The 26,828-nt window shown below is 45.0% G+C and carries 21 protein-coding genes, 1 tRNA gene and 1 pseudogene; 3 read left to right on the top strand and 20 right to left on the bottom strand.

The features are described 5' to 3' along the window. Positions 1–10 precede the first annotated feature (10 nt). From G7035_RS17485 to G7035_RS17455, 7 genes are all read right to left on the bottom strand, one after another. Positions 11–1,588 (bottom strand): glycoside hydrolase family 43 protein, encoded by a 1,578-nt coding sequence (locus G7035_RS17485; protein ID WP_019688010.1) that lies wholly within the window; start codon positions 1,586–1,588, stop codon positions 11–13. Further along, positions 1,582–2,562 (bottom strand): pectinesterase family protein, encoded by a 981-nt coding sequence (locus tag G7035_RS17480; protein ID WP_019688011.1) that lies wholly within the window; start codon positions 2,560–2,562, stop codon positions 1,582–1,584. The genes G7035_RS17485 and G7035_RS17480 overlap by 7 nt, the downstream gene beginning before the upstream one ends. 25 nt (positions 2,563–2,587) lie before the next feature. Continuing rightward, positions 2,588–3,472 (bottom strand): dienelactone hydrolase family protein, encoded by an 885-nt coding sequence (locus tag G7035_RS17475; protein WP_019688012.1) that lies wholly within the window; start codon positions 3,470–3,472, stop codon positions 2,588–2,590. A gap of 24 nt (positions 3,473–3,496) precedes the next feature. Further along, positions 3,497–4,858: a glycoside hydrolase family 28 protein gene (locus G7035_RS17470; protein WP_019688013.1), complete on the bottom strand. Its 1,362-nt coding sequence runs from the start codon at positions 4,856–4,858 to the stop codon at positions 3,497–3,499. A 134-nt stretch (positions 4,859–4,992) separates the two neighbouring features. Beyond that, positions 4,993–6,513 carry an extracellular solute-binding protein gene (locus tag G7035_RS17465; RefSeq protein ID WP_019688014.1) on the bottom strand — a complete coding sequence of 507 codons (1,521 nt, stop codon included), beginning with the start codon at positions 6,511–6,513 and terminating at the stop codon, positions 4,993–4,995. A 28-nt stretch (positions 6,514–6,541) separates the two neighbouring features. Continuing rightward, positions 6,542–7,165: a YesL family protein gene (locus tag G7035_RS17460; RefSeq protein WP_019688015.1), complete on the bottom strand. Its 624-nt coding sequence runs from the start codon at positions 7,163–7,165 to the stop codon at positions 6,542–6,544. A 21-nt stretch (positions 7,166–7,186) separates the two neighbouring features. Beyond that, positions 7,187–8,152, bottom strand: a complete 966-nt coding sequence (locus G7035_RS17455) for an ABC transporter permease (protein ID WP_016821517.1) — start codon at positions 8,150–8,152, stop codon at positions 7,187–7,189. Between the two features lie 269 nt (positions 8,153–8,421). On the opposite strand from G7035_RS17455, the pseudogene G7035_RS17450 reads away from it, so the two are divergent. Beyond that, positions 8,422–9,320, top strand: a pseudogene (locus G7035_RS17450) (carbohydrate ABC transporter permease). On the opposite strand, the gene G7035_RS17445 reads toward G7035_RS17450, so the two are convergent. Next, on the bottom strand, positions 9,317–11,578 hold the full coding sequence (locus G7035_RS17445; protein WP_017428116.1) for a helix-turn-helix transcriptional regulator: 2,262 nt from the start codon (positions 11,576–11,578) through the stop codon (positions 9,317–9,319). The pseudogene G7035_RS17450 and the gene G7035_RS17445 overlap by 4 nt on opposite strands. Before the next feature lie 165 nt (positions 11,579–11,743). On the opposite strand from G7035_RS17445, the gene G7035_RS17440 reads away from it, so the two are divergent. Further along, positions 11,744–13,240: a GDSL-type esterase/lipase family protein gene (locus G7035_RS17440; RefSeq protein ID WP_019688016.1), complete on the top strand. Its 1,497-nt coding sequence runs from the start codon at positions 11,744–11,746 to the stop codon at positions 13,238–13,240. A gap of 289 nt (positions 13,241–13,529) precedes the next feature. After that, positions 13,530–13,862 (top strand): hypothetical protein, encoded by a 333-nt coding sequence (locus G7035_RS17435; protein WP_019688017.1) that lies wholly within the window; start codon positions 13,530–13,532, stop codon positions 13,860–13,862. A 102-nt stretch (positions 13,863–13,964) separates the two neighbouring features. Here G7035_RS17435 and G7035_RS17430 read toward each other — a convergent pair whose 3' ends face one another. From G7035_RS17430 to lspA, 12 genes are all read right to left on the bottom strand, one after another. After that, positions 13,965–15,068 carry a fibronectin type III domain-containing protein gene (locus tag G7035_RS17430; protein ID WP_019688018.1) on the bottom strand — a complete coding sequence of 368 codons (1,104 nt, stop codon included), beginning with the start codon at positions 15,066–15,068 and terminating at the stop codon, positions 13,965–13,967. 389 nt (positions 15,069–15,457) lie between these two features. Next, positions 15,458–15,531: transfer RNA gene (locus G7035_RS17425), tRNA-Ile, on the bottom strand. A gap of 123 nt (positions 15,532–15,654) precedes the next feature. Further along, positions 15,655–15,819 (bottom strand): hypothetical protein, encoded by a 165-nt coding sequence (locus G7035_RS17420; protein ID WP_010345444.1) that lies wholly within the window; start codon positions 15,817–15,819, stop codon positions 15,655–15,657. Positions 15,820–15,968: 149 nt separating this feature from the next. Continuing rightward, entirely contained in the window at positions 15,969–16,610 is a 642-nt protein-coding gene (gene pyrE, locus G7035_RS17415; protein ID WP_019688019.1) for an orotate phosphoribosyltransferase, read from the bottom strand. Then, complete coding sequence (gene pyrF / locus G7035_RS17410) at positions 16,607–17,401, bottom strand: orotidine-5'-phosphate decarboxylase (protein WP_019688020.1); 795 nt, start codon at positions 17,399–17,401, stop codon at positions 16,607–16,609. The genes pyrE and pyrF overlap by 4 nt, the downstream gene beginning before the upstream one ends. Positions 17,402–17,467: 66 nt before the next feature. Next, positions 17,468–20,683 (bottom strand): carbamoyl-phosphate synthase large subunit, encoded by a 3,216-nt coding sequence (gene carB, locus G7035_RS17405; RefSeq protein ID WP_016821525.1) that lies wholly within the window; start codon positions 20,681–20,683, stop codon positions 17,468–17,470. 1 nt (position 20,684) lies between these two features. Continuing rightward, entirely contained in the window at positions 20,685–21,821 is a 1,137-nt protein-coding gene (gene carA / locus G7035_RS17400; protein ID WP_016821526.1) for a glutamine-hydrolyzing carbamoyl-phosphate synthase small subunit, read from the bottom strand. Positions 21,822–21,882: 61 nt separating this feature from the next. Then, entirely contained in the window at positions 21,883–23,205 is a 1,323-nt protein-coding gene (locus tag G7035_RS17395) for a dihydroorotase (RefSeq protein ID WP_019688021.1), read from the bottom strand. A 61-nt stretch (positions 23,206–23,266) separates the two neighbouring features. Then, on the bottom strand, positions 23,267–24,181 hold the full coding sequence (locus G7035_RS17390; RefSeq protein ID WP_016821528.1) for an aspartate carbamoyltransferase catalytic subunit: 915 nt from the start codon (positions 24,179–24,181) through the stop codon (positions 23,267–23,269). 2 nt (positions 24,182–24,183) lie between these two features. Next, the gene (gene pyrR, locus G7035_RS17385) at positions 24,184–24,744 is read right to left on the bottom strand and encodes a bifunctional pyr operon transcriptional regulator/uracil phosphoribosyltransferase PyrR (protein ID WP_016821529.1); all 561 of its coding nucleotides are present in this window, start codon (positions 24,742–24,744) and stop codon (positions 24,184–24,186) included. A 509-nt stretch (positions 24,745–25,253) separates the two neighbouring features. Further along, on the bottom strand, positions 25,254–26,225 hold the full coding sequence (locus G7035_RS17380; protein WP_016821530.1) for an RluA family pseudouridine synthase: 972 nt from the start codon (positions 26,223–26,225) through the stop codon (positions 25,254–25,256). Position 26,226: 1 nt separating this feature from the next. After that, positions 26,227–26,718 carry a signal peptidase II gene (gene lspA, locus G7035_RS17375; RefSeq protein WP_013372070.1) on the bottom strand — a complete coding sequence of 164 codons (492 nt, stop codon included), beginning with the start codon at positions 26,716–26,718 and terminating at the stop codon, positions 26,227–26,229. Positions 26,719–26,828 lie beyond the last annotated feature (110 nt).

The raw sequence follows: 26,828 nt of genomic DNA, 5'->3' as shown, positions 1-26,828 counted from the left end.
ATTATATTTTTTATGAGGAGAGATGGTCCTTACCATAGTATAAGAAATGGGAAAAGTCAGCGTAGCTCCCTTGGAATTGTTGCATATCATGAGCAGCAATACCTACAAAATTCCCTGTAAATCCTCCCGACAAAAAGCTGATATCCTGTATTTCAAAAAGTCGCTTCCAGGAAGGCTCATCTCCGACTCCATAATAAAATTGTGCATAGGAGGCATGGACCTCTACAGCCAAATGTACAGGAAGATCATTCTGAAGTGCAATCACTTGCGGAACTAACGTAAATGAATTAGCTTCACAGCGCATCATGCGCAGCACTTTTCCCACTCCCTCTTCATAGCTGACATACGTATACAAATAGTCCTCTTCATTGAGATACAGCAAAAGTCCCGCCATTTGCAAATAGCTTGTTGGCTGATACTCCAGTGCTGTTTCTACCCGAAAATGATGATCCGTTTGCCGAATGGCAAGCACGTGATGCTGGAACAGACTTTGTATGGATTCTCCAGCATGAATTCGAAGGTAGCCTGGGCGCTGACTTAATGAACACCAGCTATCGTCCGCCAGGATACGCAATGTGTTCCACGATTTATCAATTGTGGGGCCCTCGAAAAAGTCTTCGAAAATATACTCCTGCTGCTCTTGCTTAATCGAAACTGTCCCTTGAGGCGCAGGCACCTCCAATTGAGGTGTATGGCCCCCGGCGGTTAATCGCAGCCAGCCTTCATCATTCCAATAGACTTGTTGCAACGCTGTCTCGCGCCCTAAAATGGCGTATTTCCCCTCCACTGGACGTGTGCATAAATGGGCCATATACCATTCTCCGTCCGGTGTTTCCACAAGACTGCCATGTCCTGCGCATTGTAAAGGGAAATTCAGCAGATCACGAGACGTAAGCATCGGGTTATGCGGGTCTACTTCATACGGGCCGGTTATCTGCTTGGAGCGTGCTACGGTAACTGCATGCCCCGTACCCGTTCCACCTTCCGCTGTAACAAGATAATAATAACCGTTCTGCCTGTAGATGTGGGGCGCTTCTGTCTTCTTCAATGGAGTGCAATCAAAAATTTTAATAGGCTCACCAACAAGCCGCTGTTGACTGCTGTCATACTCCTGCATGACAATACCCGATGACTTATTGCTTTCCAACATGCGGTAATCCCACAACGCGTTCAGCAGCCATTTGCGTCCATCCTCATCATGAAATAAAGATGGATCAAATCCACTACTATTCAGATAAACGGGTTCCGACCACGGTCCGTTGATCGTGGGTGCCGTTATCACAAAATTATGAACGTCCTTGAACGGACGCTTGGTGCTTTTCACATCCGTATAGAGCAGATAAAAAAGGTTATCCGCATAGCTTAATTGCGGTGCCCAAATGCTGCAATTTTTCGGGTTCCCTCTCAAATCAACCTGGTCAGTCAAAATATCCGTGCAGTGCTCCCAATGAGCCAAATCTTTGGACTGATACACCCGTACTCCAGGCAGCCACTCAAATGATGACACTACAATATAGTAAGTATCTTCGACTCGCGTAATACACGGATCGGGATTAAAGCCTTTTAATATAGGGTTTTGGATCAACATGAGACATCACTTCTCCTTACTTTCCAAAATGTGACTCCCTCAAAAACCTGCTCCTTGCTCCATGCTTTTGTCCTCGCTTCAAAGCAATCCGCCCACGGAACACGCTGCTTACGTAATAAAGCTATTTCATCAGATCCGCCATATTCCTGATAGCAGACGGTTTTCTCATTCGCGACATTGTCCCAATTGTCCCAGCCGCGCGGGTCGATATGGTCGCCCATTTTACAATCGACAAATACGGTTTTGGCATATTCCCGCCATGGACGGCCCAAAAAAACAGGAGTAATATCAGGCTCTGCGGTTAAATAGCAATGATCGAATACATAGCCGTACGTTTGTCCTTGCGGTGTAGAGGCGGCTGTAACGTAGCTTGTATGGTTCTTATGATGACGCAAACTACGAATCTCGCAATCTTCAAAGTAAGCGGTAGCCCCGCCAAAAATGAAATCTATCGTACCCTCGATGTAACAATGCTGATAAAGCTGGCGATAGTGTGGATGGTGTTCTTTCAAAGGAATTCCACCAAACTTTAATCGTTCTTTGGGTGCAGGAGGCAGAGGGCCTGTAAATAACGTGTCCTGGTACCCTTTAAAGGTGCAGTTTCTAAAGACGGTTTGATCACAATGAGCGTATACCGCAACGGCCTGCCCAATGTGTTCTCCCTGTCCGGCCGTGTTGGAAATGATGAGATTTTCCAAGATCAGATGGCTGCCGCCTATAAATAAAGTCGGTGTCGCAAAGGTTCCTATTTCCTCACCTGCTTCATTCCGCTCCTTGGCATACCGGTCCATACGAATCTCTACCTGCCCGATGCCTATGATATGTAGATTTGAACGGTAAATCCGCACTTCTTCCTCATAGGTACCCGATAAAATAGTTAACGTTTCCATTTCGTTGGAAGGCGATTGCTCCAATACATGAATCGCCTCCTGAATGGTGTGGAAATCACAAAAGGATTCTTTTCCGACTAGCATGGTTACCCCAATCCTTTCATTTGATTTACAAGTGTTCAGCTAAAAATGACTGCCAAGCCGTTCGCATTTCCAATGTCTCCATATGGCCACCGCCCGCAATCACAGGCTGCCAATGCTCAGGGTGACCTGCTTTCTGATAAGCTTCCAACAACCCCTTGGCCAAATGCTCGACTCCTTCTATAGGACACATCCGATCATTTTGACCTGTTATACTCATCCGTGGACGAGGTGCGATCCGCTTTTGAATATCCAGCGTGGTGAAATGCTTCAACAAGCCGGGGACATAGGAATAGAAGCCATGATGATCCAATCCCCTTTTAGCGATCAGCGTATGGGCATCTACCTGTCCGCAGATATCCACCGTGACCTGTATTCGTTCATCTAAAGCAGCCATCCACCATGCCATAAGTCCACCCATCGACATACCGATCGTTGCGATACGGTAAGCATCAATGTCCTCACGCTGACACATATAATCTACCAAACGACGGTTATCATACAGCATCATGCCCCACAGCACCTGACCCTGCCAGAGCATTTCTTTTACCAGCTCGCTCTCGGTTTTGCCTCCACGCTCGTTGAAGCCCCACATGTCGATACAGCACACGCAATACCCCATGTCTGTCAGAACTGTAGCAAACGAGGGCTGCTGTAGGTAAGAACTGCTATGAAGCAGTTCCTTACGTCCATTCGTATAGTTGCCCCCATGCGAATGGTTAAATACGACCAATGGGAACGGACCGTCCCCTTGTAAGGGTGTAGCTACATAAGCGGGTACAGACTCGATCCCGTTCAAGTCCAGCAGGAGACACTCCAGTCGATAACCCTCCCGCTCTTCTTGATTCAGTAGAGTCGCCGTTATAGGGCGATCTGCCGGAAGGTCTCCCAACAATGCTTGCAACTTATCCACGTTTTATGCTCCTTTCATCCCCTCCTATTTCACAACATTTTGTTCAGAAGGTTGTATCGTTACTTGTTCTATCAGCTTTTCAGGCTGAGCTGTATTCTTCGAATGACAACGATTGATTTCAACATCTTTCCCATTTTCAATGTAAAAGGCAGGACCTTCATGATTTTCAATCGTAACCTGTTGAAAACGAATATCCCTCACATTACCTAGATAAAAACCACGGTTATTCATATCTTCAATCCCTGTCATCATGGCCGGACGACCGGGAATCGCATTTTTAGCCATAGATATATCAATATTGGAAAATGTAATTTCAGCAATATATTGTTCTGCAAGTCCGTATAAGAAACCAGCCGCCGCATGAACCTGACGTGCCGTGATATCGGAAAAATGGATTCTTCTAAAGCACGGAGTTTCATCAGTAATTGGATAGGGATTTTTATCCCACACATATTTGTCCTTGCCCCGAGGTCCGCAGAAATAATACAGGTTTAGAATAAATGGACAAATGACCTCCTCCATCACAATGTTGCTGATACGAATATCCTCGATGATTCCACCGCGTCCCCGTCTTGATTTCAGACGTATGCCCCGATCCGTTTGCTTGAACACGCAATTGCTGATCGTAACATTACGAATATCTCCGCTCATTTCGCTTCCCAGTACGACAGCACCATGACCATGCACCATTGTACAGTTGGTAATCGTAATATTTTCACAAGGAATCCGCTCATGGGTATCTTCGGTTCCTGCTTTGATCGCAATACAATCATCGCCTACATCAATATTGCAGTTGCTAATACGAACATTGGAACAGGATTCGGGATTAATACCATCCGTATTGGGAGAGTCGGCCGGGTTAAGAATGGACAAATTGTCAATCGTAACGTTATAGCAAGCAATGGGGTTTACAGTCCAACTGGGGGAATTTTTTAACATGAGGTCTTTAATGGTGACCCGTTGACAGCGGTCAAAGCTGATTAATTTGGGTCTTGGATACTGCAACTCTTCAGGGTGATTCCGATGCTTTTCCCACCACGGTTGACCATTTCCGTCCAGTGTTCCGCTGCCTGTAATCGAAATATTCTCAAGGTTCTCTCCATAAATGCACGATGCATGTACTTCCCGCTGAACGCCTTCCCATCTGGATTCTACTACAGGGTAATCTGCCAGTTCCGTACTGAAGGAAAGAATTGCGCCGGGGCTTAAATGCAGCTCAATGTTACTTTTCAGAATAATAGCACCCGTCAGGTATGTTCCAGACGGGACAAAAACGGTGCCTCCACCAGCATTACTTGCTGCTTCAATGGCAGCCGCAATCGCCTCTGTCGCCATCGTCGTACCATCCTGAACTGCTCCATAATCTACAATGTTATACAATTGCATTTCGTTCTCTCCTGTCTTTATTTTTTGTGAATAAAACGCAGTAGGCGGAATGGTGCTGGACAAGTGTCAGCGATGTTAAGCACCATCCGCCTGCGTAGTGACAATTCATGTACACTAATGTTCAGCCTATATCTTTATTTTTTCGTTTTCTTATACGCTTCTTCATACTCAGTGGTAATTCGTGCTCCGCCTGACTTTTTCCAGTTTTCTACAGCTGCTTTAAATCCGGCTTCATCAATTTCACCCATAATAAATTTGAAGGAGGCGTCGGTAATGATTTTCTCCAGCTCTGTTCCTTGTTCATTAGCGGTGGCTGAATCCAGTGGCACTGTCGGGTCCAGAACAGCAAATTTATTATTTTCTCGCACTAATTCATTAGCCATTTCCTTTTCCGGATTGGCATCCTTTAAGTTATAGGTCACTTCACTTGGTCTGGAGCTTGAAAATGGCTGAACGTCTGCTTGCCACAAATCTGTATTCGTAATTTTAAAGGAACCATCTTTTTCGATTTTATAATGAGTACCTTCAATACCACCGGTCATGTACATATATACATCTTTGTCAATTAAATCATCTACAAATTGCAGCAGTCTCTTCAACTCAGCTTCTGTCTTTACTTCAGATTTCGGAAATGCCAGCAAGCCTCCTACCCCGCTTCCTTCAGACCATACGTGATATTGGCCATCTCCATTAGAAATCTTGTTAACAGGTACCAGCTTCAGCCCTTTTTGTAAGCCTTGAGACAAGGTTCTAAGGTTAGAGATATCGATCATGCCTGTATAAATCCCTGCTTTACCTTGTGCAAATTGTTGTTGCTGGTCCGTTTTAGCGGTTACGGCAAAGTCTTTGGAGAGGTATCCGTTTTTGTATAATTTATTGGAATACTTTAAGGTCTCCAAATATTGAGGAGTATCAAATTCCGGCGTAAACTTGCCGTTTTCATCTACTTTCCAGCCATTAGGTGTCCCAAAGTAGGAGCTTAATGTTTTAAAGCTGCTGTAACGCAGATCCGATCTGTCAACAAACCCAGTCGTATCATTTTTTCCATTGCCATCTGGATCATCTTCTGTAAACGCTCTCGCAACTTCATACAACTCATCCAGTGTGGTCGGCACTTTCAGTCCTAAGCGATCGAGCCAATCCTGACGAATGACCAGACCCGCCCGAGCCAGATTTTTCTGGAACGGAACACCATACAGTACCCCTTCAATAGAAGCAGCTTCGCGCACTTCAGGCGGGATCTTCTTCAAATTTTCATAATCATCCAAGTATTTGCCTACATCCCAGAATAGTCCTGATTTCAATGAACTACGCACTGATGAATTTGTCATCATCGTCAAAGTCACCATGTCTGCCAATTCACCAGAAGCCAGTGCGGTGGTAATTCTCTCTTCCTTGGAAGCATCCGGCACCCAGTTGAACGTAATTTTGGAATTGGTGTATTCTTCGATTTTGCTTTTAATCGTTTCTGTAGGCGGAGAGGCTGTATGCAATACGTTTAGCCAGGTAAATTCCAGTTTGGATTTGGGATCATAGGTTTGGCTGGCTTGATCCTCAGTCCCTTTGTCACCACAAGCAGTTAGAAAAACACTCATGACCATAAGTCCGGCAAGAAGACCCGATACTCCCTTTTTCATCGCGGTTCTTTTTTTCATCGTGTTTGCTCCTTTTTCGTTTGTATATTCATGCCATATCTTCCTCTTTCACCAGAACCTCTCGCTCTATTTTGCTGAATACCTGATGCGTCATCCACATCACGAGATAACCGATGATGCTCGCTCCGGCAAAAGTTAGAATTCCTGGGTACAAGCCTAGAATCAATGCATAAAGCACGACAATAGCTACAAAAAGAACAAGTGTATATTGTAAATACGAAAATCCAATTACGATCGACATCTTGATCTTCAGCTTGATGCCTTTCCAAGCATAGTGAGCCAGTAACGGAAAAATGTATGCCAAAGAGATCAGATACAAAAAGGCACCCATCAGTGTCACCACACGAACATACCAGGATGAGCTGTTGACGATATCCACGTAGAGCACGTAACCCACAAGGCTGTATAGCCCGCCAATGATGGCTGCTTCCTTAAAGCTTTCTTTAAAGTAACGTACAAACGTCGAGAAAATGGCGACTTCCTCATTGCCCCGAATCCACTGCCTTAAAATACTAAGCATAGCAACGGTTGCAGGCCCTACACCTATAAAACCCAAGCCCAGGATTGTCGCAATCGTCCACAGCAAGTTAAGGTAGACCAGGCGTAGCAGGCGCATGCACCATTTGTTCATGTTTTCTACAAACCGTACCATTTTGCATCCTTCCCGTCGTCATTAGTAAACGCCGTCTTCACCAAATTTCTTAGCGAGTCGATTGGAGAACATAATCAGAATTAAGCCTACTACACCTTTAAAAAGTCCTACTGTCGTACTGAAACTTAATTGTCCATTCTTTAAGCCCGCAGTATAAATATAGGTGTCAAAGATTTCGGCAACCTCGCGGTTTAATGAGTTCAATAGCAGGTACATATGTTCAAAGCCCAAATCCAGCGTGCTACCGATTTTCAAAATTAACAAAGTAATAATAACCGGGCGGATCGCTGGCAACGTCACGTGCCATGTCTTTCTCAAACGCCCAGCACCGTCCATTTCTGCTGCCTCATACAATTGTGTATCCACCACTGTAATTGCAGATAAATAAATGATGGTAGACCAGCCAAGTTCCTTCCAAATCACTTGCCCGATATAGACCGTTCGCAGCCACTGCGGTGATGTTAAGAAGCTGATCTTCTCACCACCTAGTGCGGCAATCAGTTCATTCAGCACACCGCCGTCCACCGTCAGGAATACATAAGAAATCGAAACGATGATAACCCATGACATAAAGTGCGGAATGTAGATGATGGTTTGAATTATATTTTTGAAAAACATCTTCCTAACCTCGTTCAGCATGAGCGCCAATATAATGGGCAATGGAAAAAAGATTACAATATTCAGTGCAAATAAAACCAGCGTATTGCGAAGCAACATAAAAAACGTAGGCTCTGTAAACAAACGAATAAAATGCTTCATTCCTACCCATGGACTGCCTGTAATTCCCTGAAAGGCTTGATAATCCTGAAATGCAATTACCAATCCTCCCATAGGGAAGTACTTGAAAATAATGAAGTACACCAACCCGGGTAAAACCATCAGATAGAGCAGCTTGTGTTTCTGCATTCGTAAAAGGCTTTCCGTCGTTCTTTTGTTCTTTTTCATTTTCATCTTCATGTTTGGTGCGGGGACACTTGAAACTTTCATTAATTCGACCTCCTTCAAACGTTCCTGTATACGCTTTCAAGAGTACGTTATTTTCGTCATTCCGCATATAATCATCAAATGATAGCGTTTACAAAAGTAGGCGAACAGCCTACTTTACAGCCTTTTCACCTTAGCTAATGATTACTACACAACTTAATGATCATCCTCTTTTTTCCACGCTTAGAGAACACCTCAAGATTTGATTATATACGGAATTCTTTCCTCTTGATAAGGTTTAAATGTAAACGATTACAAGGAGGTCACCCACATTGGAACAACCATTAATCAAACCAAAATCACGAAAAAAAGAATCACTGGGCAGTCGTATTTTCAACATTGTAAACAGTACACTTTTGATTCTCATTGCCCTCACTTGTCTCTTACCTTTTTTGAATATCATCGCCAGCTCATTTGCTTCAACTGAGGAAGTAGTGGCCAAGAAGTTCATTTTATTCCCTGTAACTTTTTCACTGGATGCTTATCGCTATATCCTATCCACTCCAACGATTTTTAGAGGACTTGGGGTTTCAGTCGGAGTAACGATCGTGGGTACAGTTGTAAGTATGATTTTTACCGCTTTTATGGCTTATGGGTTATCCCGAAAATATCTGCTTGGCCGCAATACGATTAACTTCATTGTCGTGTTTTCTATGTTGTTTAGCGGGGGGATGATTCCGACATTCCTCGTTGTCAAAAGCATGGGACTGATCAATTCGTATTGGTCCTTGATTCTGCCCGTAGCTATTAATGCATTTAACCTGATTATCATGCGTAACTTTTTCAGGCATTGCCGGATGATTTGGAGGAATCGGCCAAGATGGACGGGTGCAACGATTTTGGTATCTTCTTTAAAATTATGTTGCCATTAGCCCTGCCTTCTATTGCAACCATTTCTTTATTCTACGCTGTTGCCTACTGGAATACGTATATGCACGCCATTCTCTATATCAATGACTCTGCCAAATGGCCAATTCAAGTCTTACTTCGCCAAATTGTTATCGTCTCCAGTGGTATGCAGGCAGAAGGAACTGCGGTAGATGTCATCCCGCCTGCGCAGACGATTAAGATGGCGGTCATTGTTATAGCGACCGTTCCGATGTTAATCGTGTATCCATTTGTGCAAAAGCACTTTGTCAAAGGAGCCTTGCTGGGGGCGGTTAAAGGTTAATTGGCTTGCTTCATCTTTCGATAAGCCCCTGGTGTAACCTGTTCTTTTTTTCGAAAAGAGCGGATAAAGTTTTGCGAATTATGATATTGCAGCCGCTCGGCGATTTCTTTAATCGTCATATCTGTCTCAACGAGCCATTTCTTGCTCATTTGCAGGCGATAGCCCATCAGATATTCACTAAACGTCGTTCCGTATTCTTTTTTGAAAATACTGCTTAAATAATTCGGATTGTAATGCAGTCGATCTCCAATGAGTTCTAATGATAATTCCTGGTCATATTCAGCACGGATAATCGCGGCAATTTTCTCTGAGAGACAGCGGAATTGCTGGTTGGTCTTCTCCTTCATGCTTTTTACCATGGGGAAAATAACCTGTTCTAACAGCATGCGTTCTATCTCCTCCGGGTTACGGATATCCAGCAAACGGTGATACAAGGCATGATTGTCTTGCGTTAGCAGTACTTCAATCCCTAATAGCTGCTCTAATTGGATGAGGTTATTGACAAAGCGTACCAGCAGCACTTCAAAGTTCATGGAATGGTTGTTCTTTGTCATCATTTCCACCAACAAAGAGTGCACGGTATGATATACCTGCTCTTCATCTCCTATGCGGATGGCATCAAACAGTTTGGATTCCAATTCCGCAGGATAATGCAGCAGAACCGGACCTGAAATGACCATGGAAATATCCTCATAAAAAATAATCGACTCTTTACCTAGGTTTAAACGGTGATGCAATGCTTGCTTGCTCATCTCACAAGCTTCTTTACTTTCTAATAAGTTATCATACGCTGTGCTAATACCGATGCTGATGGATACATTCAAATACTCTTTTACATTCTGAATCAAAAGGGTCGCATGATCCAGCACTTGCTTTCTCATTTCCTGTGCACTCTTACCTGCCAAAATTAATATGGTAGCCTGGGTGTTATCGTTCAAAATGATCGGAAGCATACGCTGCTGCTCAGGAATCGTTTCTTCTACGATTTTGTTAATAGCCAGCAGTAAAACATCTTTATCCGAAGGTTCTCGATCTCCCAGATTATCCAGTTGAACCAACAAGGTAATATACATTTGATTCTCGATCTGCGGGTAGCCCAAGCGTGGCATTTTTCGTGCCAATTCCTCTGCGGAAACACGTTTGCGAAACAGGTTGAGAATCAATTGCGTTTCCAACTGTGGCATTTCGGACTGAATGAGACTTTCCAAGCTTTCCTTCTCTGTTACAATGTTGTCGATGGAATTAATAATCCACTCAATTTCATTTTTAGAAGGTTCATTTTTGAAAGCGAAATTGGGATTTTTCGGTAAGCTGCGTTTTATTTGCTGGAATGGCTTGGTAAAGTAAATGGCAATGATGTATGCCACCACCACCATTAAAAGCGTTAATACAAGGCCCATCATGATAATCCCAAATTTGGTCGTTTGAAACGCGTTTGCAATCTCTTTTTTATCTAATACCGTTAAGTAAGTCCAATTGTTGTAAGCAGATTTAGCATAAATGATTTGCCGCGCTGGCTGATGCTCCGTTTTCTCCAATGTCAGCATGCCCGTGTTGTTTGATTTAGCAGTAACCTCTGAAATGTGCTGAAGCTGCTGAGTAGACAATAAGGGAGTAGCAGGCTCAGTTTCGTACATTAAGTCGCCTTTTTTATTCAAAATAAACACAGGCATATGATCCTCTGTTTGAATGGTATGGCTTAACGTCTGCGACGAAATATCAGATAGCGCGATGGCCTGTTTCTTTTTGGAAAATACAGGCAAGGTATTCACAAAACGGATTCCTTTATCTGTTTTAATCCAGAATAGTCCCTTATCCTGGTGGTCGATATAGGTACTAATCAGCTTTTCTCGTTCCGTTTTCGTCAAATAAGACAGGCTTCCATTGGAGATTCTCCAATTCTGATTTAGACTTATTAGTGAATACTCGGTTCCTTCTAATCCCATCGTAGCAATATAATTGAGCTGGGTATTTACATTCCGATACGCTACAAAATCTTTTTCTGTAATGGGATTTTTGACAACTTCATTAAAGGAACTGGTCGTGCTATACGTATTAAAAGCGTATTCAATCGTTTGGATTTTCTGTTCCAGGCTATTTCTGATCTGCGCCATGTAGCTTTGCTTGGTATTGGAAACTCTCTCCACAACGGAGCTAATTGTTGTAAAATAGATATAGCTGCCAAAGCTGGCCACCAATCCTATTCCCAAAACCAGAATCGTAATAAAAATAGTGTAGAACATTCTTCCTTTTTTCATTGCGCTCCCCCTTTGGTTCTTGGTATCACACCAAATTATAGCGCTTTCATAACAAGGTTTAAATCATTTTTTTCACGTGTGCATTATTTTTTACATCCGTATCATTCCAATTTAAGTTGATTTAATTTGGTTTAAGGCAGTTAAAAAGAAATTTGGAGGTCTCTTATGTTACATGTCCTTAGTTCTAAAGAACAGATTGTAAAAGAAGAATTTCCGTTAGACACTTCCTTTCTCTCCCTCTATCCCGTAGCGGTCCGAGAAGCTCGTCCTTTTGTATTGGTATTACCTGGCGGTGGCTACGAGCATTTGGCCTCACATGAAGGAGAGCCGATCGCCCGGTGGTTAAATGATCTAGGTATTCATGCGGGTGTGCTGGAGTATCAGGTCGGCGATTTCGAGATTACCTCCTTGCTGGAGGATGTAGAACATGCCCTGCAATGGATTCGCCAAACACCGCATGACTGGCTAGTGATCCCTGATCAAGTGGGTCTCATCGGTTTTTCAGCAGGGGGTCACCTGGCCTCCATTGTCTCCACGATCGGAGCGAAAAAACCAAATCTTCTAATGTTGGGATACCCTGTCATTTCATTTCATGACCCTTATACGCATCTTGGAAGCCGTACGCACTTTTTAGGGGAACAGCCGACCCTGGAGCAGCTTCAAGCCTTTTCATCCGATCGGCAAGTGACTGCACAGACACCTCCGACTTTTATGTGGACAACGGCCAATGATGGCGCTGTACCGGTAGAAAATAGCCTGTTGTTCGCTTTCTCATTATCCAGAGAGCGTATTCCGTTTGAGCTGCATGTATTTGAGGAAGGACGACACGGATTGGGACTATCCGAGGACAACCTTGAATGCAGACAATGGCTCGACCTGGCGGAAAAATGGCTACAAAAACATGGATATGCGCACGCAAGACAGCAGATGACAACTCGACTGTTTATCGCAGGGGACTCTACTGCAGCTCAAAAAGGAGCAACCGAAAAACCGATGACAGGCTGGGGCGAACATTTGCAAGCTCATTTGGACTCTACTGTTCATGTGGACAATCGTGCCGTCAATGGACGAAGCACCAAATCTTTTATAGCAGAAGGGCGATTAACTGATATTGAAAAAGATATTCAAGCTGGCGATTATCTGTTTATTCAATTTGGACACAATGATGAGAAAAAAGAAGACCCCAATCGCTACACCGATCCTGATGGAGAGTACCGTCTAAACTTAATTCAATACATTCAGTCCGCTCGGGAACGTGGCGGCATTCCAGTGCTGTTAACCTCTGTAAGCCGCCGTCACTTTACTGCAAACGGTGAACCTGACCCGCTGGCTGTAGGGGCTTATCCCGCTGCCATGAGGCAAGTAGCCAAGGAAACCCAGACACCGCTGCTCGATATTTTCGAAGCATCACAGCAGCTTTATCGTTCCATGGGTGAAAAAGAGTCCGAGCTTCTATTTATGCATTTGCCCGAAAAAGTACACCCTAATTACCCAGCTGGTGTAGCAGATAATACCCATTTTTCTGACGAAGGAGCAAGGCAAATTGCCCAGCTGGTAGCAGAAGCGATTCGTCAAAATACGGAGCTGTCTGCATTAAAACAACGCATGGTCGAAAGAAATCTAGATAGTAGCAAGAAGCTTGCACATCAACTTGTCAACTGATATTAAGTGCCATACATGCACATACGAAAAACGGATCTCGGACGAATCACTCCGACGTCCGTTTTTATTTTGTGTTATGCAAAGATGGCCCAGCTATAGAGAATAACTCAAAAATACAGTATATTAAAATTAATTTCTTTAATTTTCATATTTTAATTATTTTGTATATTATAGGACTTTAGAATCGTTTCATTGTATTATTTTGACAACATTTGTCGAATGATGTGAAATCAATAATTTTACATGGTATATTTTAGGAGCCCATATCATACATAAGGAGGATTTTTTAATGAATACTAAGAAAATATTATTATCAACAGCTATGTCTTTGGGACTCCTTGGAAGTATTATCGTTCCTAGTGCGTCCGCATCAGTAGGCCCTTCTCCAGTAATTACACCTATTGTAGAAGTTAATGGAGTATACTACAGAACGGCTACGTTGCCACGTAATTATTCCTATGCGCTGTCAAACTACCCAGGGGATACTTATAAAGTGGCGAGCGGAAATGTCACCGTTTCCGCTTCCGGCGTGGTAACTACCACCACTGCAACGAATGCAAGAGTTGAGATTTACGCCGGTAACGGTAAATTGAGAATGGTGTATACTGTTAAGGTAAACTAACTATTTAGCTGACAAAGGCCTTGGCACACTTGGTCAATGATTAACAAGAATATCATTGCATTTTCTGAAAAATCCCCTGCCATTATTGCAGGGGATTTCAATTTATTTAGAGTATTCACTTACTTCAAATGTGAGAATCTTATCAAAGATTACATAATCCTTTCGACTGCTGAATGGACCTTTGTTGTTATTGTGTTTATCGATTTTATAATATGATTGACCACGGCCGGCATCTTTTGCATCATACCACGCTATAAAGTTGTTAACTTCTTTCATACTTAAATCAAATTCCTTCTCAAAGCCATTGGTCATAGTTACTACAAGAATTGCTCGATCACCTGTCGGTTGAGCTGGCTCAGATGGTTCAGGATTAGGTTGAGATGGATTTTCGGTATCGGAATCTGTTTGCTTTTCTCCTTGTGGAGTAGCTGAAACCTCTTTAGAAAATTCACTTTCGCCATTATTACTTACTGCTGTAACTACGTAATAGTATGTTGTTCCATTGACCACAGATGTATCAGAATACGATGGAGTTTTGACGTTGGAAGCAATTGTATCATACGGTCCTGCAGAAGTAGTGCTTCGTTTTATAGTATATTCTGTTTTATCGGGGCTTGCTGTCCAGCTTAAATCCACCTTGGCGTCTCCTGCCTTTGCAGATAGATTTGAAGGAGCACTGATTTTAGGATTTACTAAATATCCAGTCTCGTTGATATCTAAAGCATCAAATTCGAACAGATTATAAACGTTTGAGTTGCTTGCACTTACTTCTACGGAATGTAATTTATTTTCTAAATTCCTTTTTTCAAATAAAAGGGTAGTCACTTGTGCTTGACCATTTGCTGAGTAACTATAATTCACACCATCAATATTTACTTGAATAGATGTTTGTCTATCTCCGCCTCTATAACTAATTAATCTTAGATCCGTACCCCAAAATTGAAATTTAACAGTATGTAGAGATGAATTAAGTGTAAACTTTTCACTTCCTCCAGAATAGCTCCCCGCAGTTGGCGTTTGCCATCCATTTCCTTCAAAGATGAAACCAGGTGCAAGCTCTTCATATCGTTGCCACCCACTCTCTGGAGTAGGTAATGCCTGCCCAACTGATGCTGCTGCATACGTTCTTAAATTTGAAAATACGATTAGTAAAAACAATGATGCGCTGAACAATATAAAAGTTTTCTTAATGAGATTCTTTTTCATAAATATTCCCCCAGTAATCTATCTCTTGTACAGACACTAAGGTAACATGTTCTTCAAAAATTATCTAAACATAAACTTACTGACTTATAAATATTATCCATATATTAGAATAAATATTTTTTATTGGATACTAATAACGATAAGACTCAGTAAAATAGGAAACAGTTTTAATAACCTACATAAGCTAGAACGAAGTTACATAAGGTCTAGGTCCCATTAAAGAAAGGTGTAAATTTTAGAGTACTTATCTATTTAAAATGTCAGAATCCGATAAAGAAAGCACCATGACCAAAAGGTAAGCAATTAAGTTTAAGCAACTACTCTCCATTCTCTTATAATACAGAAAAAACAACAAAAAAACCCTTGCTAAGCAAGGGTTTTTGAGGAAATGGGCCCTGAGGGACTCGAACCCCCGACCAATCGGTTATGAGCCGACCGCTCTAACCAACTGAGCTAAGGGCCCTCAAAAAAATATGTATATTCACGCTACATATTTGTAACAGCAACGTTAATTAATATACAACATTTTCTTGTGTTTCGTCAATAGTTTTTAGAAATTTTCTTTTTAAAAATTATTTTTGTAAACCTATGGAATAAATCGGACACCATAACGACCTTTGCGCGAGCGGTACACCTCCACTGCGCGGGGATCATTGTAGCCGTACATCCAGCCGTCATGCTCAAGCCTTTTTGCCAAACATCCTGCCTGAAATTTAGTCGTGTACAGTCTGCCATAGTAAACCCAATACATCCGAACTCCCTCTTTTCACATGATGGTAGGAGTTAGTGTAACCGGATCGAATTCGATTTACACAGCTTGATTTCTAACAATCTGCACTGGATGTCAGTGAGTCTGTGGCGCACTACTTATTGACTCCGTTGTCTCTTTAATACTCAGCCTTATTTGCCAAAAGAAGCTGGGTCCTGACGCCAGGAACGCAGCAGTTCTATCTCTTCCTCCTGAATGGTTCCTTCACGCAAGGCAACCTCCATCAAGGCGGTGTAATTGGACAAGGTTTGCAGCTTCACACCTGCTTCTTCAAAAGCTTGAGTAGCTTTGTCCAGCTGGTAGCTGAAAATAGCCAGTACAGCTAACGGCTGAGCGCCTGCTTGCTCTACGGCCTGTGCTGCTTTAATGGAGCTTCCCCCGGTAGAGATGAGGTCTTCGATAACCATAACCTTTTGTCCGGCGCTGATACGGCCTTCGATTTGGTTTTCTTTCCCGTGTCCTTTGGCTTTGTCTCTGACATAAGCCATTGGCAGATTTAGCTTTTGTGCCACCCAAGCGGCATGAGGAATCCCTGCTGTGGCTGTGCCGGCAATAACCTCGGTTTCAGGGTATTGTTCACGGATAAGAGCCGCAAAAGAGTCTGCGATTAGTTCACGCACCTCCGGGTAGGACATGGTCAGGCGATTGTCACAGTAGATAGGGGATTTTATACCGGATGTCCATGTAAAAGGCTGCTGTGGACGCAGTGCCACTGCCTGAATGCGTAACAGATGGGATGCAATTTGCTCTGGGATATTGTTTAATGTAGTCATACTTGTATCATCTCCTCAATAATATGTTTTGCTGCGGCGCGTGGGTCTGGTGCCGCCGTGATCGGCCGTCCAACGACAATGTAGCTGCTGCCCTGGGCAATGGCTTGTCCGGGTGTAAGCACACGCGACTGATCACCTGTAGCACTGCCTGCCGGGCGTATGCCAGGGGTTATAGTTTTAAAGTCAGATCCGCATACTGCACGAATCGCAGGCACTTCTAATGGGGATGCGACCACACCGTTCAGTCCAGCCTCACGCGTCAATTGTGCATAACGAACGACAGCATCCTGTACTGTGCCAGGAATGCCTAACTCCGTATTCATAGTCGTTTGATCCGTGCTGGTCAGCTGTGTAACTGCAATAATGAGCGGCATGGCAAGTGAGCTGTCTGCTGAAATCGCTGCTTCAGCTCCGGCTCTGGCGGCCGACATCATACTGCGGCCTCCAGCAGCGTGTACGTTAAACATATCCACCCCTAGACGGGTAATGCTCTCTGCCCCTCCCCGTACGGTGTTAGGGATATCGTGCATTTTCAAATCCAGAAATACGGAGTATCCTCTTGATTTTAATTGTTCTACAAAAGCTGGCCCTGCGCTATAAAACAGCTGCATCCCCACTTTTATATAACAAGGAATTCCCTCCAGCTGCCGAATTAACTGCTCTGCTTGTTGTGCATCCGGGTAATCTAGCGCAACCATCAGCCGTCCTGCCATCTGCTGAAATGCTTCGTTCACCGTTCTACCGCCCCTTTTCACATCAATTCGGGTATATTTGCCCGTGATAAAGGACATCCGTCAGCAAATGCTGATGAATGTCCTTCCCATTACCACTTATTTTGCTTATCTATTCATAAGGCGTTAGTTGCTCAGAACTGGCATCGATTCGGATGTGAAGTTAATCGTCTCCAGCATTTTTAACAGAGCGCGCACTGTATCCAGCGAGGTCATGCAAACAATGCCGTTTTCAACTGCTTCGCGGCGGATGCGGAATCCGTCACGCTCTGGCGTTTTGCCTTTGGTGAGCGTGTTGAAGACAAAGTTGGCTTCACCTGTACGGATCATATCCAGAATATTCGGATTGCCCTCACTTAGCTTATTAACAGTGTTCACTGGAATGTGGGCCTGTTCCAAGGCTGCTGCCGTTCCACCTGTAGCAATAATTTTGTAGCCCAGTCTATAAAAGCCCTGCATCAGCTCGACCGCTTCTTCCTTATCCTTATCCGCTACTGTAATGATGATCGCCCCAGTAGATGGAATTTTCATACCTGCGCCTACGAGTCCTTTGTACAATGCTTTCGCATACTGGATATCGCGTCCCATAACTTCACCTGTAGATTTCATTTCAGGCCCCAGTGTTGGCTCTACACGACGCAGCTTGGCAAAGGAGAATACAGGAACCTTAACCGAGACATAATTACTTTCAGGCCATAGCCCTTCTGTATAGCCTGCATCTTTAAGCTTACCGCCCAAAATGGCCTGTGTCGCCAGGTTAGCCATCGGAATATTCGTTACTTTGCTTAGGAAAGGAACCGTCCGTGAGGAACGAGGGTTAACCTCGATGACATACACCTCATCTTGATGAATGACGAACTGAATGTTTACCAGACCAATCGTTTTCAATTCCTTGGCGATGCTGATCGTAATGTCCACGACTTTTTGCTTCAGCTCGTCAGACAAGTGTTGTGGCGGATACACTGCGATCGAGTCACCTGAGTGAACCCCTGCCCGTTCCACATGTTCCATAATCCCTGGTACTAGGACCGTTTCGCCGTCACAGATGGCGTCAACCTCAACTTCTTTGCCCAGCATATAACGGTCGATGAGCACAGGATGTTCCGGATTGATTTTAACCGCTTCTTCCATGTACCGCAGCAATTCCGTATCTGAGTACACAATTTCCATAGCGCGTCCGCCCAGGACGTAGGATGGACGTACCAGAACTGGGTACCCCAATGCTTGGGCAGTTCCTACCGCTTCATCTACCGACGTGACCGTATTGCCTTTAGGCTGGGCGATAGCAAGGCGAGACAGCAGCTGTTCGAACTTTTTCCGGTCTTCTGCTTCATCGATACTTTCCAGACTCGTACCCAAAATATTCACGCCTGCCGCACTAAGTGGTGCTGCGAGGTTAATCGCCGTTTGACCGCCGAACTGGACGATGACACCAATCGGTTTTTCCTGCTCGATGACATTCATTACATCCTCGAAGAAAAGTGGCTCAAAGTAGAGACGGTCAGATGTGTTGAAGTCTGTAGATACAGTCTCCGGATTGTTATTAATAATTACCGCTTCGTAACCCGCTTTTTGAATAGCCCACACCGCATGCACAGTGGAGTAGTCAAATTCAATCCCCTGCCCGATTCGGATGGGTCCTGAGCCGAGTACGATGACTTTCTCTTTGTTAGATGGAATCACTTCGTTTTCCACCTCATAAGAGGAGTAGTAGTACGGAGTTGTGGCTTCAAACTCGGCCGCACACGTATCTACCATTTTGTAGACAGGACGCAGGTTTTGATTTAGACGGAATTCACGAACCTCGGGTTCGGTTGTCATACTCTTGCGTTGACCCATACTGCGAATCTCAGCAATGGAGCGGTCAGTAAATCCTTTTCGTTTGGCCTGATAGAGTGTTTCATAAGTCAACTCAGACTCTTCTGCGATAGTGGATTCAAATTTGACAATTCCCTCTACCTTGTCGAGGAACCACCAATCAATTTTAGTTATATCCTGAATATCTTGTTGCTTCCAGCCACGACGGAATGCCTCGGCTACCAAGAACAAGCGTTCATCATCTGCTTTACTCAGACGATCCTTAAGCACCTCATCAGATAGTTGATCGGCACCCTTTAGATGCAGGCGATGTACACCAATTTCCAGAGAACGAACCGCTTTATGGATTGACTCTTCAAATGTACGTCCGATGGCCATGACTTCACCGGTTGCTTTCATTTGTGTGCCAAGTTTGCGGTTGGCAGAAATGAACTTGTCAAATGGCCAGCGTGGTATTTTACTCACGATGTAATCCAATGTCGGCTCAAAGCAAGCATACGTTTGTCCCGTTACCGGATTCACAATTTCATCCAGTGTGTAGCCTAGTGCAATTTTGGCCGCCATTTTGGCAATCGGATATCCGGTCGCCTTGGAAGCCAGTGCCGAGGAACGACTCACCCGTGGGTTGACCTCAATCACGTAGTATTGATAGCTGTGCGGATCCAGTGCAAACTGTACATTACAGCCGCCTTCGATATTGAGGGCGCGGATAATTTTGAGAGAAGCGGAGCGCAGCATCTGATACTCACGATCTGACAGCGTCTGGCTCGGCGCTACGACGATACTGTCACCAGTGTGCACGCCGACCGGATCGAAGTTTTCCATATTGCAGACCACGATACAGTTGTCATTGCCGTCACGCATGACTTCATATTCGACTTCCTTCATACCTGCGATACTTTTTTCCACTAAACATTGTCCGATTGGACTGTAACGCAAGCCAGAGCTTACGGTTTCACGCAATTCTTCTTCTGTGGCGCAGATCCCACCGCCTGTACCTCCCAGCGTATAAGCCGGTCGAACGATAATGGGATAACCGATTTCGTTAGCAAATTCCAGCGATTCTTCCAATGTCGTTACAATTACACTCTCCGGCACGGGCTGTTCCAACTCACGCATCAGGTCGCGGAACAAGTCCCGGTCTTCGGCTTTTTCAATTGAATTCAGTTGAGTTCCCAGCAGCTTAACGTTTTCGCGCTCCAACACCCCTGCGCGAGCCAGTTCCACTGCCATATTCAGACCTGTCTGTCCTCCCAGTGTAGGAAGTAGACCATCTGGACGCTCCTGACGGATAATCTGTGTTACAAAATCCAGTGTAATCGGCTCGATATATACTTTGTCTGCCATATTGGTGTCTGTCATGATGGTTGCCGGGTTACTGTTAATCAGTACTACCTCGACGCCTTCTTCTTTGAGCGCTTGACAAGCTTGTGTACCAGCGTAATCGAATTCTGCTGCCTGACCAATAACGATAGGACCGGAACCGATCACGAGTATTTTTTTAAGTTCTGTATTTTTCGGCATATTAGCGCTCTCCTCTCACTGCGGCGGCGATAGCAGCCTGACGCGGTTGCTTTGGTTGATTTCTTTTGTGTTCACGAATCATATCCAGAAAGCGGTCAAACAGGTAGCCATTGTCGTAAGGGCCAGGTGCAGCCTCTGGGTGATATTGCACCGAAAACGCAGGATATTTAGTATGTTTAAGACCCTCGATCGTTTTATCGTTGTTATTAATATGCGTCACTTCAAGCTCAGTTCCTTGGATCGAATCCTCATTCACTGTGTACCCGTGATTTTGTGATGTAATGAAGCAACGGCCGCTCTCCAGTTCTTTCACCGGATGGTTACCACCGCGATGTCCAAATTTCAGCTTTTCCGTATCTGCTCCCGAAGCTAAGGCAAACAACTGGTGTCCCAAGCAAATCCCGAAAATAGGGTATTCTCCTAGCAGTTCAGCCACCGTACGGACAGCATGTGGTACGTCTTTCGGATCTCCAGGACCGTTGGACAGCTGTATACCGTCTGGATCTAAGCGACGAATTTCTTCGGCCGTCGTATCATGCGGAACGACAACCACATCGCAGTCCCGTTTATTCAGTTCGCGCAGGATGCCGCTCTTGGCACCATAGTCAATCAATACGATCCGTTCTCCGTTGCCAGGGCTGCTGTACGGATGAGGTGTAGAAGTCAAAGGAACCTGATTACGCAGTTCTTCTATGGTCATGTCGGACATCATTTCTTTTAGTTCTTCCACCGGCTGGGAACCAGTCGTCAAAATGCCCTTCATTGTGCCGTGATGGCGAATAATCCGGGTGAGCATGCGGGTGTCGATGTCGCTAATGCCAATGATGCCATATTCCTTCAGCAAATCGCCCACGCTGTATTGAGCACGCCAGTTACTTGGCGCCGGCTCGTAATGTCGAACAGCAAAGCCATGAACATAAGGCCGTACCGATTCAAAATCATCACGAGTAATTCCATAATTACCAATCAGCGGGTAAGTCATGGTTACGATTTGTCCGCAATAAGAGGGATCCGTCAGCACCTCTTGATAGCCTGTAATCCCTGTGTTGAAAACGACCTCGCCTGTTTTTTCACCTTCCGCACCAAATGATGTGCCTGTAAACAGCGTGCCGTCCTGAAGTAACAATCTTGCCTGCATCCCGTCTCACTCCTCTATTTTGTTTCCTGCTATAAGGTTCTATTTTTTAAGTAGTTGTGTATTATTTTGCTTCGTCAGCAGACCATACCAGTTTGCCGTCTACCCAAGTTTTCACCGGCCAGCCTTTGAGCTTCCAGCCTGTAAAAGGAGTGTTGCGTCCTTTGCTGGCAAACGTTTGTGGATCAACTACCTGCTCCTGCTCCAGATCAATCATGGTCAGGTCAGCGGGTGCTCCCTCTTCCAGACGTCCTGTATCAAGGCGGAAGACACGCGCTGGGTCAGTCGTCATACGGCGCACCAGAAAGTCCAGTGTCCATTTCCCAGTAGCTACGAATTTGGTGTACAGCAGTGGAAAGGCCGTTTCAAATCCGACGATTCCAAATGGCGCCAGCTCCAACCCTTTTGCCTTCTCTTCCTCGCTGTGTGCTGCATGGTCAGTTACGATGATATCAATCGTTCCGTCCTCCAGCCCCTCGATGCATGCCTGCACATCACGCGGGGAGCGTAGTGGAGGATTCATTTTCCAGTTAGCATCTAACCCAGGAATGTCCTCATCGGACAGTACCAAGTGATGCGGGCATACCTCAGCAGTGACTTTGATGCCAAAAGATTTCGCATGGCGAATCAACCGCACCGATTGTTCTGTGCTGACATGGCATACATGATAATGTGCCCCGGTTGCCTCGGATAGCAGGATGTCACGCCCAACATGGATCGCCTCGGATTCATTGGGGATACCTTTGAGTCCGTGACGCTTGGCAAATTCACCATCCGTCACCGCTGCTCCTACAACAAGTGTGTTATCTTCACAATGTGCAATGACTGGCATATCCAGCGCTTTAGCTTGTGACATGGCATCTTTCATCATCTGTGCACTCTGCACTCCGACTCCGTCATCAGTAAAGCCGATTGCACCTGCTGCTTTGAGCGCTTCAAAATCCGTCAGTTCTCGTCCCAGTTCGTTTTTCGTGATGGCTGCGTAAGGAAGTACCTTGGCCAGCCCAGCCTCTTGCCCCTTTTTCAGCACCAGCTGAACCGTGTCTACATTGTCCGTAACCGGACGTGTGTTCGGCATGCAGGCAATCGTGGTAAATCCACCTTTCACCGCAGCGCGGCTACCTGTTTCAATGGTTTCTTTATATTCAAAGCCAGGTTCTCTCAGATGCACATGCATGTCGATTAGACCGGGGATGACCAGTTTTCCCTGGGCGTCGATTTTTTCGACATCGAGCTCTTGCCCAGATGCCCCTTCTTCCACAAGTAGGCTAACTCCGGCATCCGCATTTGCGATAGCTAAAATTTTCCCATCGGCAATAAGGATGGATTTCAATTCAGCCTCGCCCTGCTCGTTCAATACGCTTGCATTCATAATTAATTGTTTCATCTGAAATATTCCTCCGCTCAGGTTTTTTGCAACTTTTTCCCTACGATCCTGCTGACAGCTTCTACAGCTTCATTGCCCGTTCCATAACCGCCATGCGGATCGGAACCCCGTTGGCCATTTGCGGAAAAATTCGCGATTGCTCGCTTTCCACAACTGCACTGTCGATCTCCACGTTTCGATTCACTGGAGCCGGGTGCATGATAATTGTTCCGGACTTAAGGCTTGCTGCTCTTTCTTCTGTCAAACCGTACTGCTCTCGGTACTCATCCGCTGAGCGCAACATTCCTTCGGCATGCCGTTCCAGCTGGACCCGCAGCATCATGACTACGTCTGCCTGCAATGCTTCTTGCATCGGCACATAAGGCGCGTACGTTGCAAGATCAGATGCCTGCATATTGTCTGGTGCACAGAAGCTAACCTCGGCTCCGAATTTTTGCAAGGCCCACAGATTCGAGCGAGCTACACGGCTGTGCAAAATGTCTCCTATGATGGATACTCTCAAGCCTTTAAGCTCACCGAAAGTTTTGCGCATGGTGTAGAGGTCTAGCAAAGCCTGCGTTGGATGCTCATTGTTGCCGTCTCCCGCATTAACCAGCGGAACACTGACCTTCTCAGCAAGCTCTTGCAGCACTCCTGCTGGCTTTAAGCGAATGACTCCAGCATCAATGCCCATGGATTCAAGCGTACGCACAGTATCGTAAATGGACTCCCCTTTTTCCACACTGGAAGCCGCAGCGGAAAAGTTCAAAACCTGAGCGCCGAGCCGCTTCTCCGCCATTTCAAAAGAAAAGCGTGTGCGTGTACTATTTTCAAAAAACATGTTGGCCGCGAAGCGTGACTGTAGGACTGGAATCAGTTTTTGCGGCTGTGATTCCCAATACTGAGCACGATCCAGAATCGACTCAATTTCATTTCGGCTAAGTTCTTTTAATCCGAGCAGGCTACGTTCTCTAAGTTGACTGGCTGTTGTGATCATACCTATTCCCCCCGGTTCTGAATGATCGTCACTTCGTCCTTACCGTCCGTCTCCTGAAGTGCAACTACGATTTCCTCAGATTTGGAGGTCGGGATGTTCTTGCCGATGTAATCCGGACGAATCGGAAGCTCACGGTGTCCGCGATCTGCTAGCACAGCCAGCTGGATCATTTGCGGTCGTCCGCAGTCCATCAATGCATCCATCGCCGCGCGAATAGTGCGGCCTGTGTACAGCACATCGTCAAAGAGAATGACTTTCTTATCATGAACCGATACGTCAGCGGGATTCATCAAAAGCTCTTTTCCATTTCCTTTAGCCTCGGCAACGCTGCTCCGGTCATCGCGGTAGGCTGTGACATCTAGCTCTCCCCATGGAATTGGTGCGCCTTCAATTTCAGCAATTTTTTCAGCCAAGCGCTGCGCCAGATGAACTCCGCGTGTTCGAATACCTACGAGTACGCAATCGTCAATACCCTTGTTTTTCTCCAAAATTTCATGTGCAATCCGCGTTAATGCCCGACGAATCGCAATTTCATCCATCAGTACATGTGTTTCAATACTCATGCTTCCAGCCTCCTCAGGTGATGTTCCCTTCAGACCTGGTCCCGTGTTCGGATACAAAAAAGACTCCTTGCCCAAGTTTGGCAAGGAGTCTCGTATGAACAGTCTTCCACTGTTCTCCGATCTGTCGGACACACTGAAGACATACCGCCGCAGCGGATGCACTGATCAGTGATCCATTCACGTTACCTTGCCAGCCTCACGGGACTGATTTAAAGGTGCTATTCAGGATTTCCTTTGTCCTGTTTCTCATAGTGTGAGATGGTTAACCATCTCTCGGACAAAGTCCATCGCAACTACAAGAAGTATGACAGATTGAAAATCTCGTGTCAACACCCGTTCAACCGGAACCACCGGAAGCACTTTAATAATTATACATCCTAATTGTATAATTATCCATAGTTGTTTTTACCCATTCCTATTCAGACAATAAAAAAACCGCCATTTAGGCGGTTATACTTAATAATTTATTCAAGTTTTTGAATAGGAAAGCAGAGCAAATCATCATTATTTTAGCGACTACGCAAGGACGTTAATACGTCCTCCATATCAGGAGGGATCGGTCTGCTAAATTCTAAGTACTCTCCAGTAGTTGGATGCTTAAATCCCAGAACCGCTGCATGCAGCGCTTGGCCATCCATACGAACCCCTTTACTGCGTCCATACATAGGGTCGCCAACCAATGGATGTCCAATGAATTTCATGTGAACACGAATTTGGTGTGTCCGTCCTGTCTCCAATTGAAGTTCAAGCAGGGTATAATCACCTAACCGTTCAATGACGAGAAAATGGGTAACTGCATGCTTGCTGTTGCGTTCCGTAACCGTGAACAATTTACGGTCACCTGAATCACGACCAATCGGGGCATCTACGGTTCCCTGATCGTGACTCAAATGACCGTGGACCAATGCTATATATTTCCGAGTCACGCTATGATCCTTCAGCTGTGCTGCAAGTGATGCGTGGGCCTGATCATTTTTAGCTGCCATCAGCAGTCCTGATGTATCCTTATCAATACGGTGAACAATACCAGGACGTAATTCCCCGTTAATGCCGGAAAGGTCATGGCAGTGGTACATCAGTGCGTTGACCAGTGTTCCCGAGGAGTGTCCTGGTGCAGGATGCACAACTAGACCACGTTGCTTGTTAATGACAATAACGTCCGAATCCTCGTATACGACATCTAGCGGAATATTTTCCGGCATAATATCTACACTTTCTGGTTCAGGTACCGATAGTACGATATGATCTCCTTCAGCCAGCTTGTAGTTCGCTTTGACCGCCGCACCGTTCACCAGTACCCGACCATTCCCGATCCACAGCTGGATCTGGGAACGAGACACTTCCTTCATTTCTTCGGCGATGTATTTATCTATACGTGTTTTGACATCCTCTGAATCCGCTGTCCATTCCAGAGATTCACCCTCCAGTTCGTCCTCATAAGACAGACCTATGGCTTCGCCGTTTTCATTCACTTCGTTCATGCTATGACTTCCCTTCAACGCTATCATTGCCATTCCCTTTTTCCCGACGCGATTCCAGCAATGTATCCAAAATAATCAGTGCAACACCGATGACAATTGCCGAGTCTGCCACATTAAAAATCGGGAATGTGTAGCTTCCAAAATTGAACTGTGCAAAATCAACTACTTCTCCAGAAATAGCTCGATCCAAAAAATTACCAACCGCTCCCCCAAGCACCAAACTTAGCGCAACAGGAAGTAGTTTTTGCCCAGCTCTGACCGTTTTTCTCAGGTACCATACGATACCGATCACAACTACAATTGTAATCACGATAAAAAGCCAGCGTTGCCCTTCCAAAATCCCAAAAGCGGCTCCGCGATTACGATGAGAGGTGATTAAAAAGAAATTGCCGATGACTGGTATTTGCTCGTACAATTCCATCCGCGTAGCCACCAAATATTTGACACCCTGATCAATCAAAAAAATAATTAGCGCAATACCAAAATAAATCACAGTCCTTCGTCACTCCGATCCGCTTATATCCGTTGTCGAACCCATTTATTGTAGCATAAGCCTTCTCAGATCGTCCACGAGTCCTGCAGGCTATCGAGCATAGTCCTTAA

The organism is Paenibacillus polymyxa (assembly GCF_015710975.1).
In the GTDB taxonomy this organism is placed as follows: Bacteria; Bacillota; Bacilli; order Paenibacillales; family Paenibacillaceae; genus Paenibacillus; species Paenibacillus polymyxa.
The sequence above is the reverse complement of the archived record's forward strand: the minus strand, read 5'-3'. Positions and strand labels throughout refer to the sequence as shown.

Excerpts from the sequence above, each read along its gene's own strand:
- G7035_RS17485 (WP_019688010.1), bottom strand. The coding sequence starts at position 1,588 with ATGTTGATCCAAAACCCTATATTAAAAGGCTTTAATCCCGATCCGTGT.
- G7035_RS17480 (WP_019688011.1), bottom strand. The coding sequence starts at position 2,562 with ATGCTAGTCGGAAAAGAATCCTTTTGTGATTTCCACACCATTCAGGAG.
- G7035_RS17470 (WP_019688013.1), bottom strand. The coding sequence starts at position 4,858 with ATGCAATTGTATAACATTGTAGATTATGGAGCAGTTCAGGATGGTACG.
- G7035_RS17465 (WP_019688014.1), bottom strand. The coding sequence starts at position 6,513 with ATGAAAAAAAGAACCGCGATGAAAAAGGGAGTATCGGGTCTTCTTGCC.
- G7035_RS17460 (WP_019688015.1), bottom strand. The coding sequence starts at position 7,165 with ATGGTACGGTTTGTAGAAAACATGAACAAATGGTGCATGCGCCTGCTA.
- G7035_RS17455 (WP_016821517.1), bottom strand. The coding sequence starts at position 8,152 with ATGAAAGTTTCAAGTGTCCCCGCACCAAACATGAAGATGAAAATGAAA.
- G7035_RS17445 (WP_017428116.1), bottom strand. The coding sequence starts at position 11,578 with ATGAAAAAAGGAAGAATGTTCTACACTATTTTTATTACGATTCTGGTT.
- G7035_RS17440 (WP_019688016.1), top strand. The coding sequence starts at position 11,744 with ATGTTACATGTCCTTAGTTCTAAAGAACAGATTGTAAAAGAAGAATTT.
- G7035_RS17435 (WP_019688017.1), top strand. The coding sequence starts at position 13,530 with ATGAATACTAAGAAAATATTATTATCAACAGCTATGTCTTTGGGACTC.
- G7035_RS17430 (WP_019688018.1), bottom strand. The coding sequence starts at position 15,068 with ATGAAAAAGAATCTCATTAAGAAAACTTTTATATTGTTCAGCGCATCA.
- G7035_RS17420 (WP_010345444.1), bottom strand. The coding sequence starts at position 15,819 with ATGTATTGGGTTTACTATGGCAGACTGTACACGACTAAATTTCAGGCA.
- pyrE (WP_019688019.1), bottom strand. The coding sequence starts at position 16,610 with ATGACTACATTAAACAATATCCCAGAGCAAATTGCATCCCATCTGTTA.
- pyrF (WP_019688020.1), bottom strand. The coding sequence starts at position 17,401 with ATGTCCTTTATCACGGGCAAATATACCCGAATTGATGTGAAAAGGGGC.
- carB (WP_016821525.1), bottom strand. The coding sequence starts at position 20,683 with ATGCCGAAAAATACAGAACTTAAAAAAATACTCGTGATCGGTTCCGGT.
- carA (WP_016821526.1), bottom strand. The coding sequence starts at position 21,821 with ATGCAGGCAAGATTGTTACTTCAGGACGGCACGCTGTTTACAGGCACA.
- G7035_RS17395 (WP_019688021.1), bottom strand. The coding sequence starts at position 23,205 with ATGAAACAATTAATTATGAATGCAAGCGTATTGAACGAGCAGGGCGAG.
- G7035_RS17390 (WP_016821528.1), bottom strand. The coding sequence starts at position 24,181 with ATGATCACAACAGCCAGTCAACTTAGAGAACGTAGCCTGCTCGGATTA.
- pyrR (WP_016821529.1), bottom strand. The coding sequence starts at position 24,744 with ATGAGTATTGAAACACATGTACTGATGGATGAAATTGCGATTCGTCGG.
- G7035_RS17380 (WP_016821530.1), bottom strand. The coding sequence starts at position 26,225 with ATGAACGAAGTGAATGAAAACGGCGAAGCCATAGGTCTGTCTTATGAG.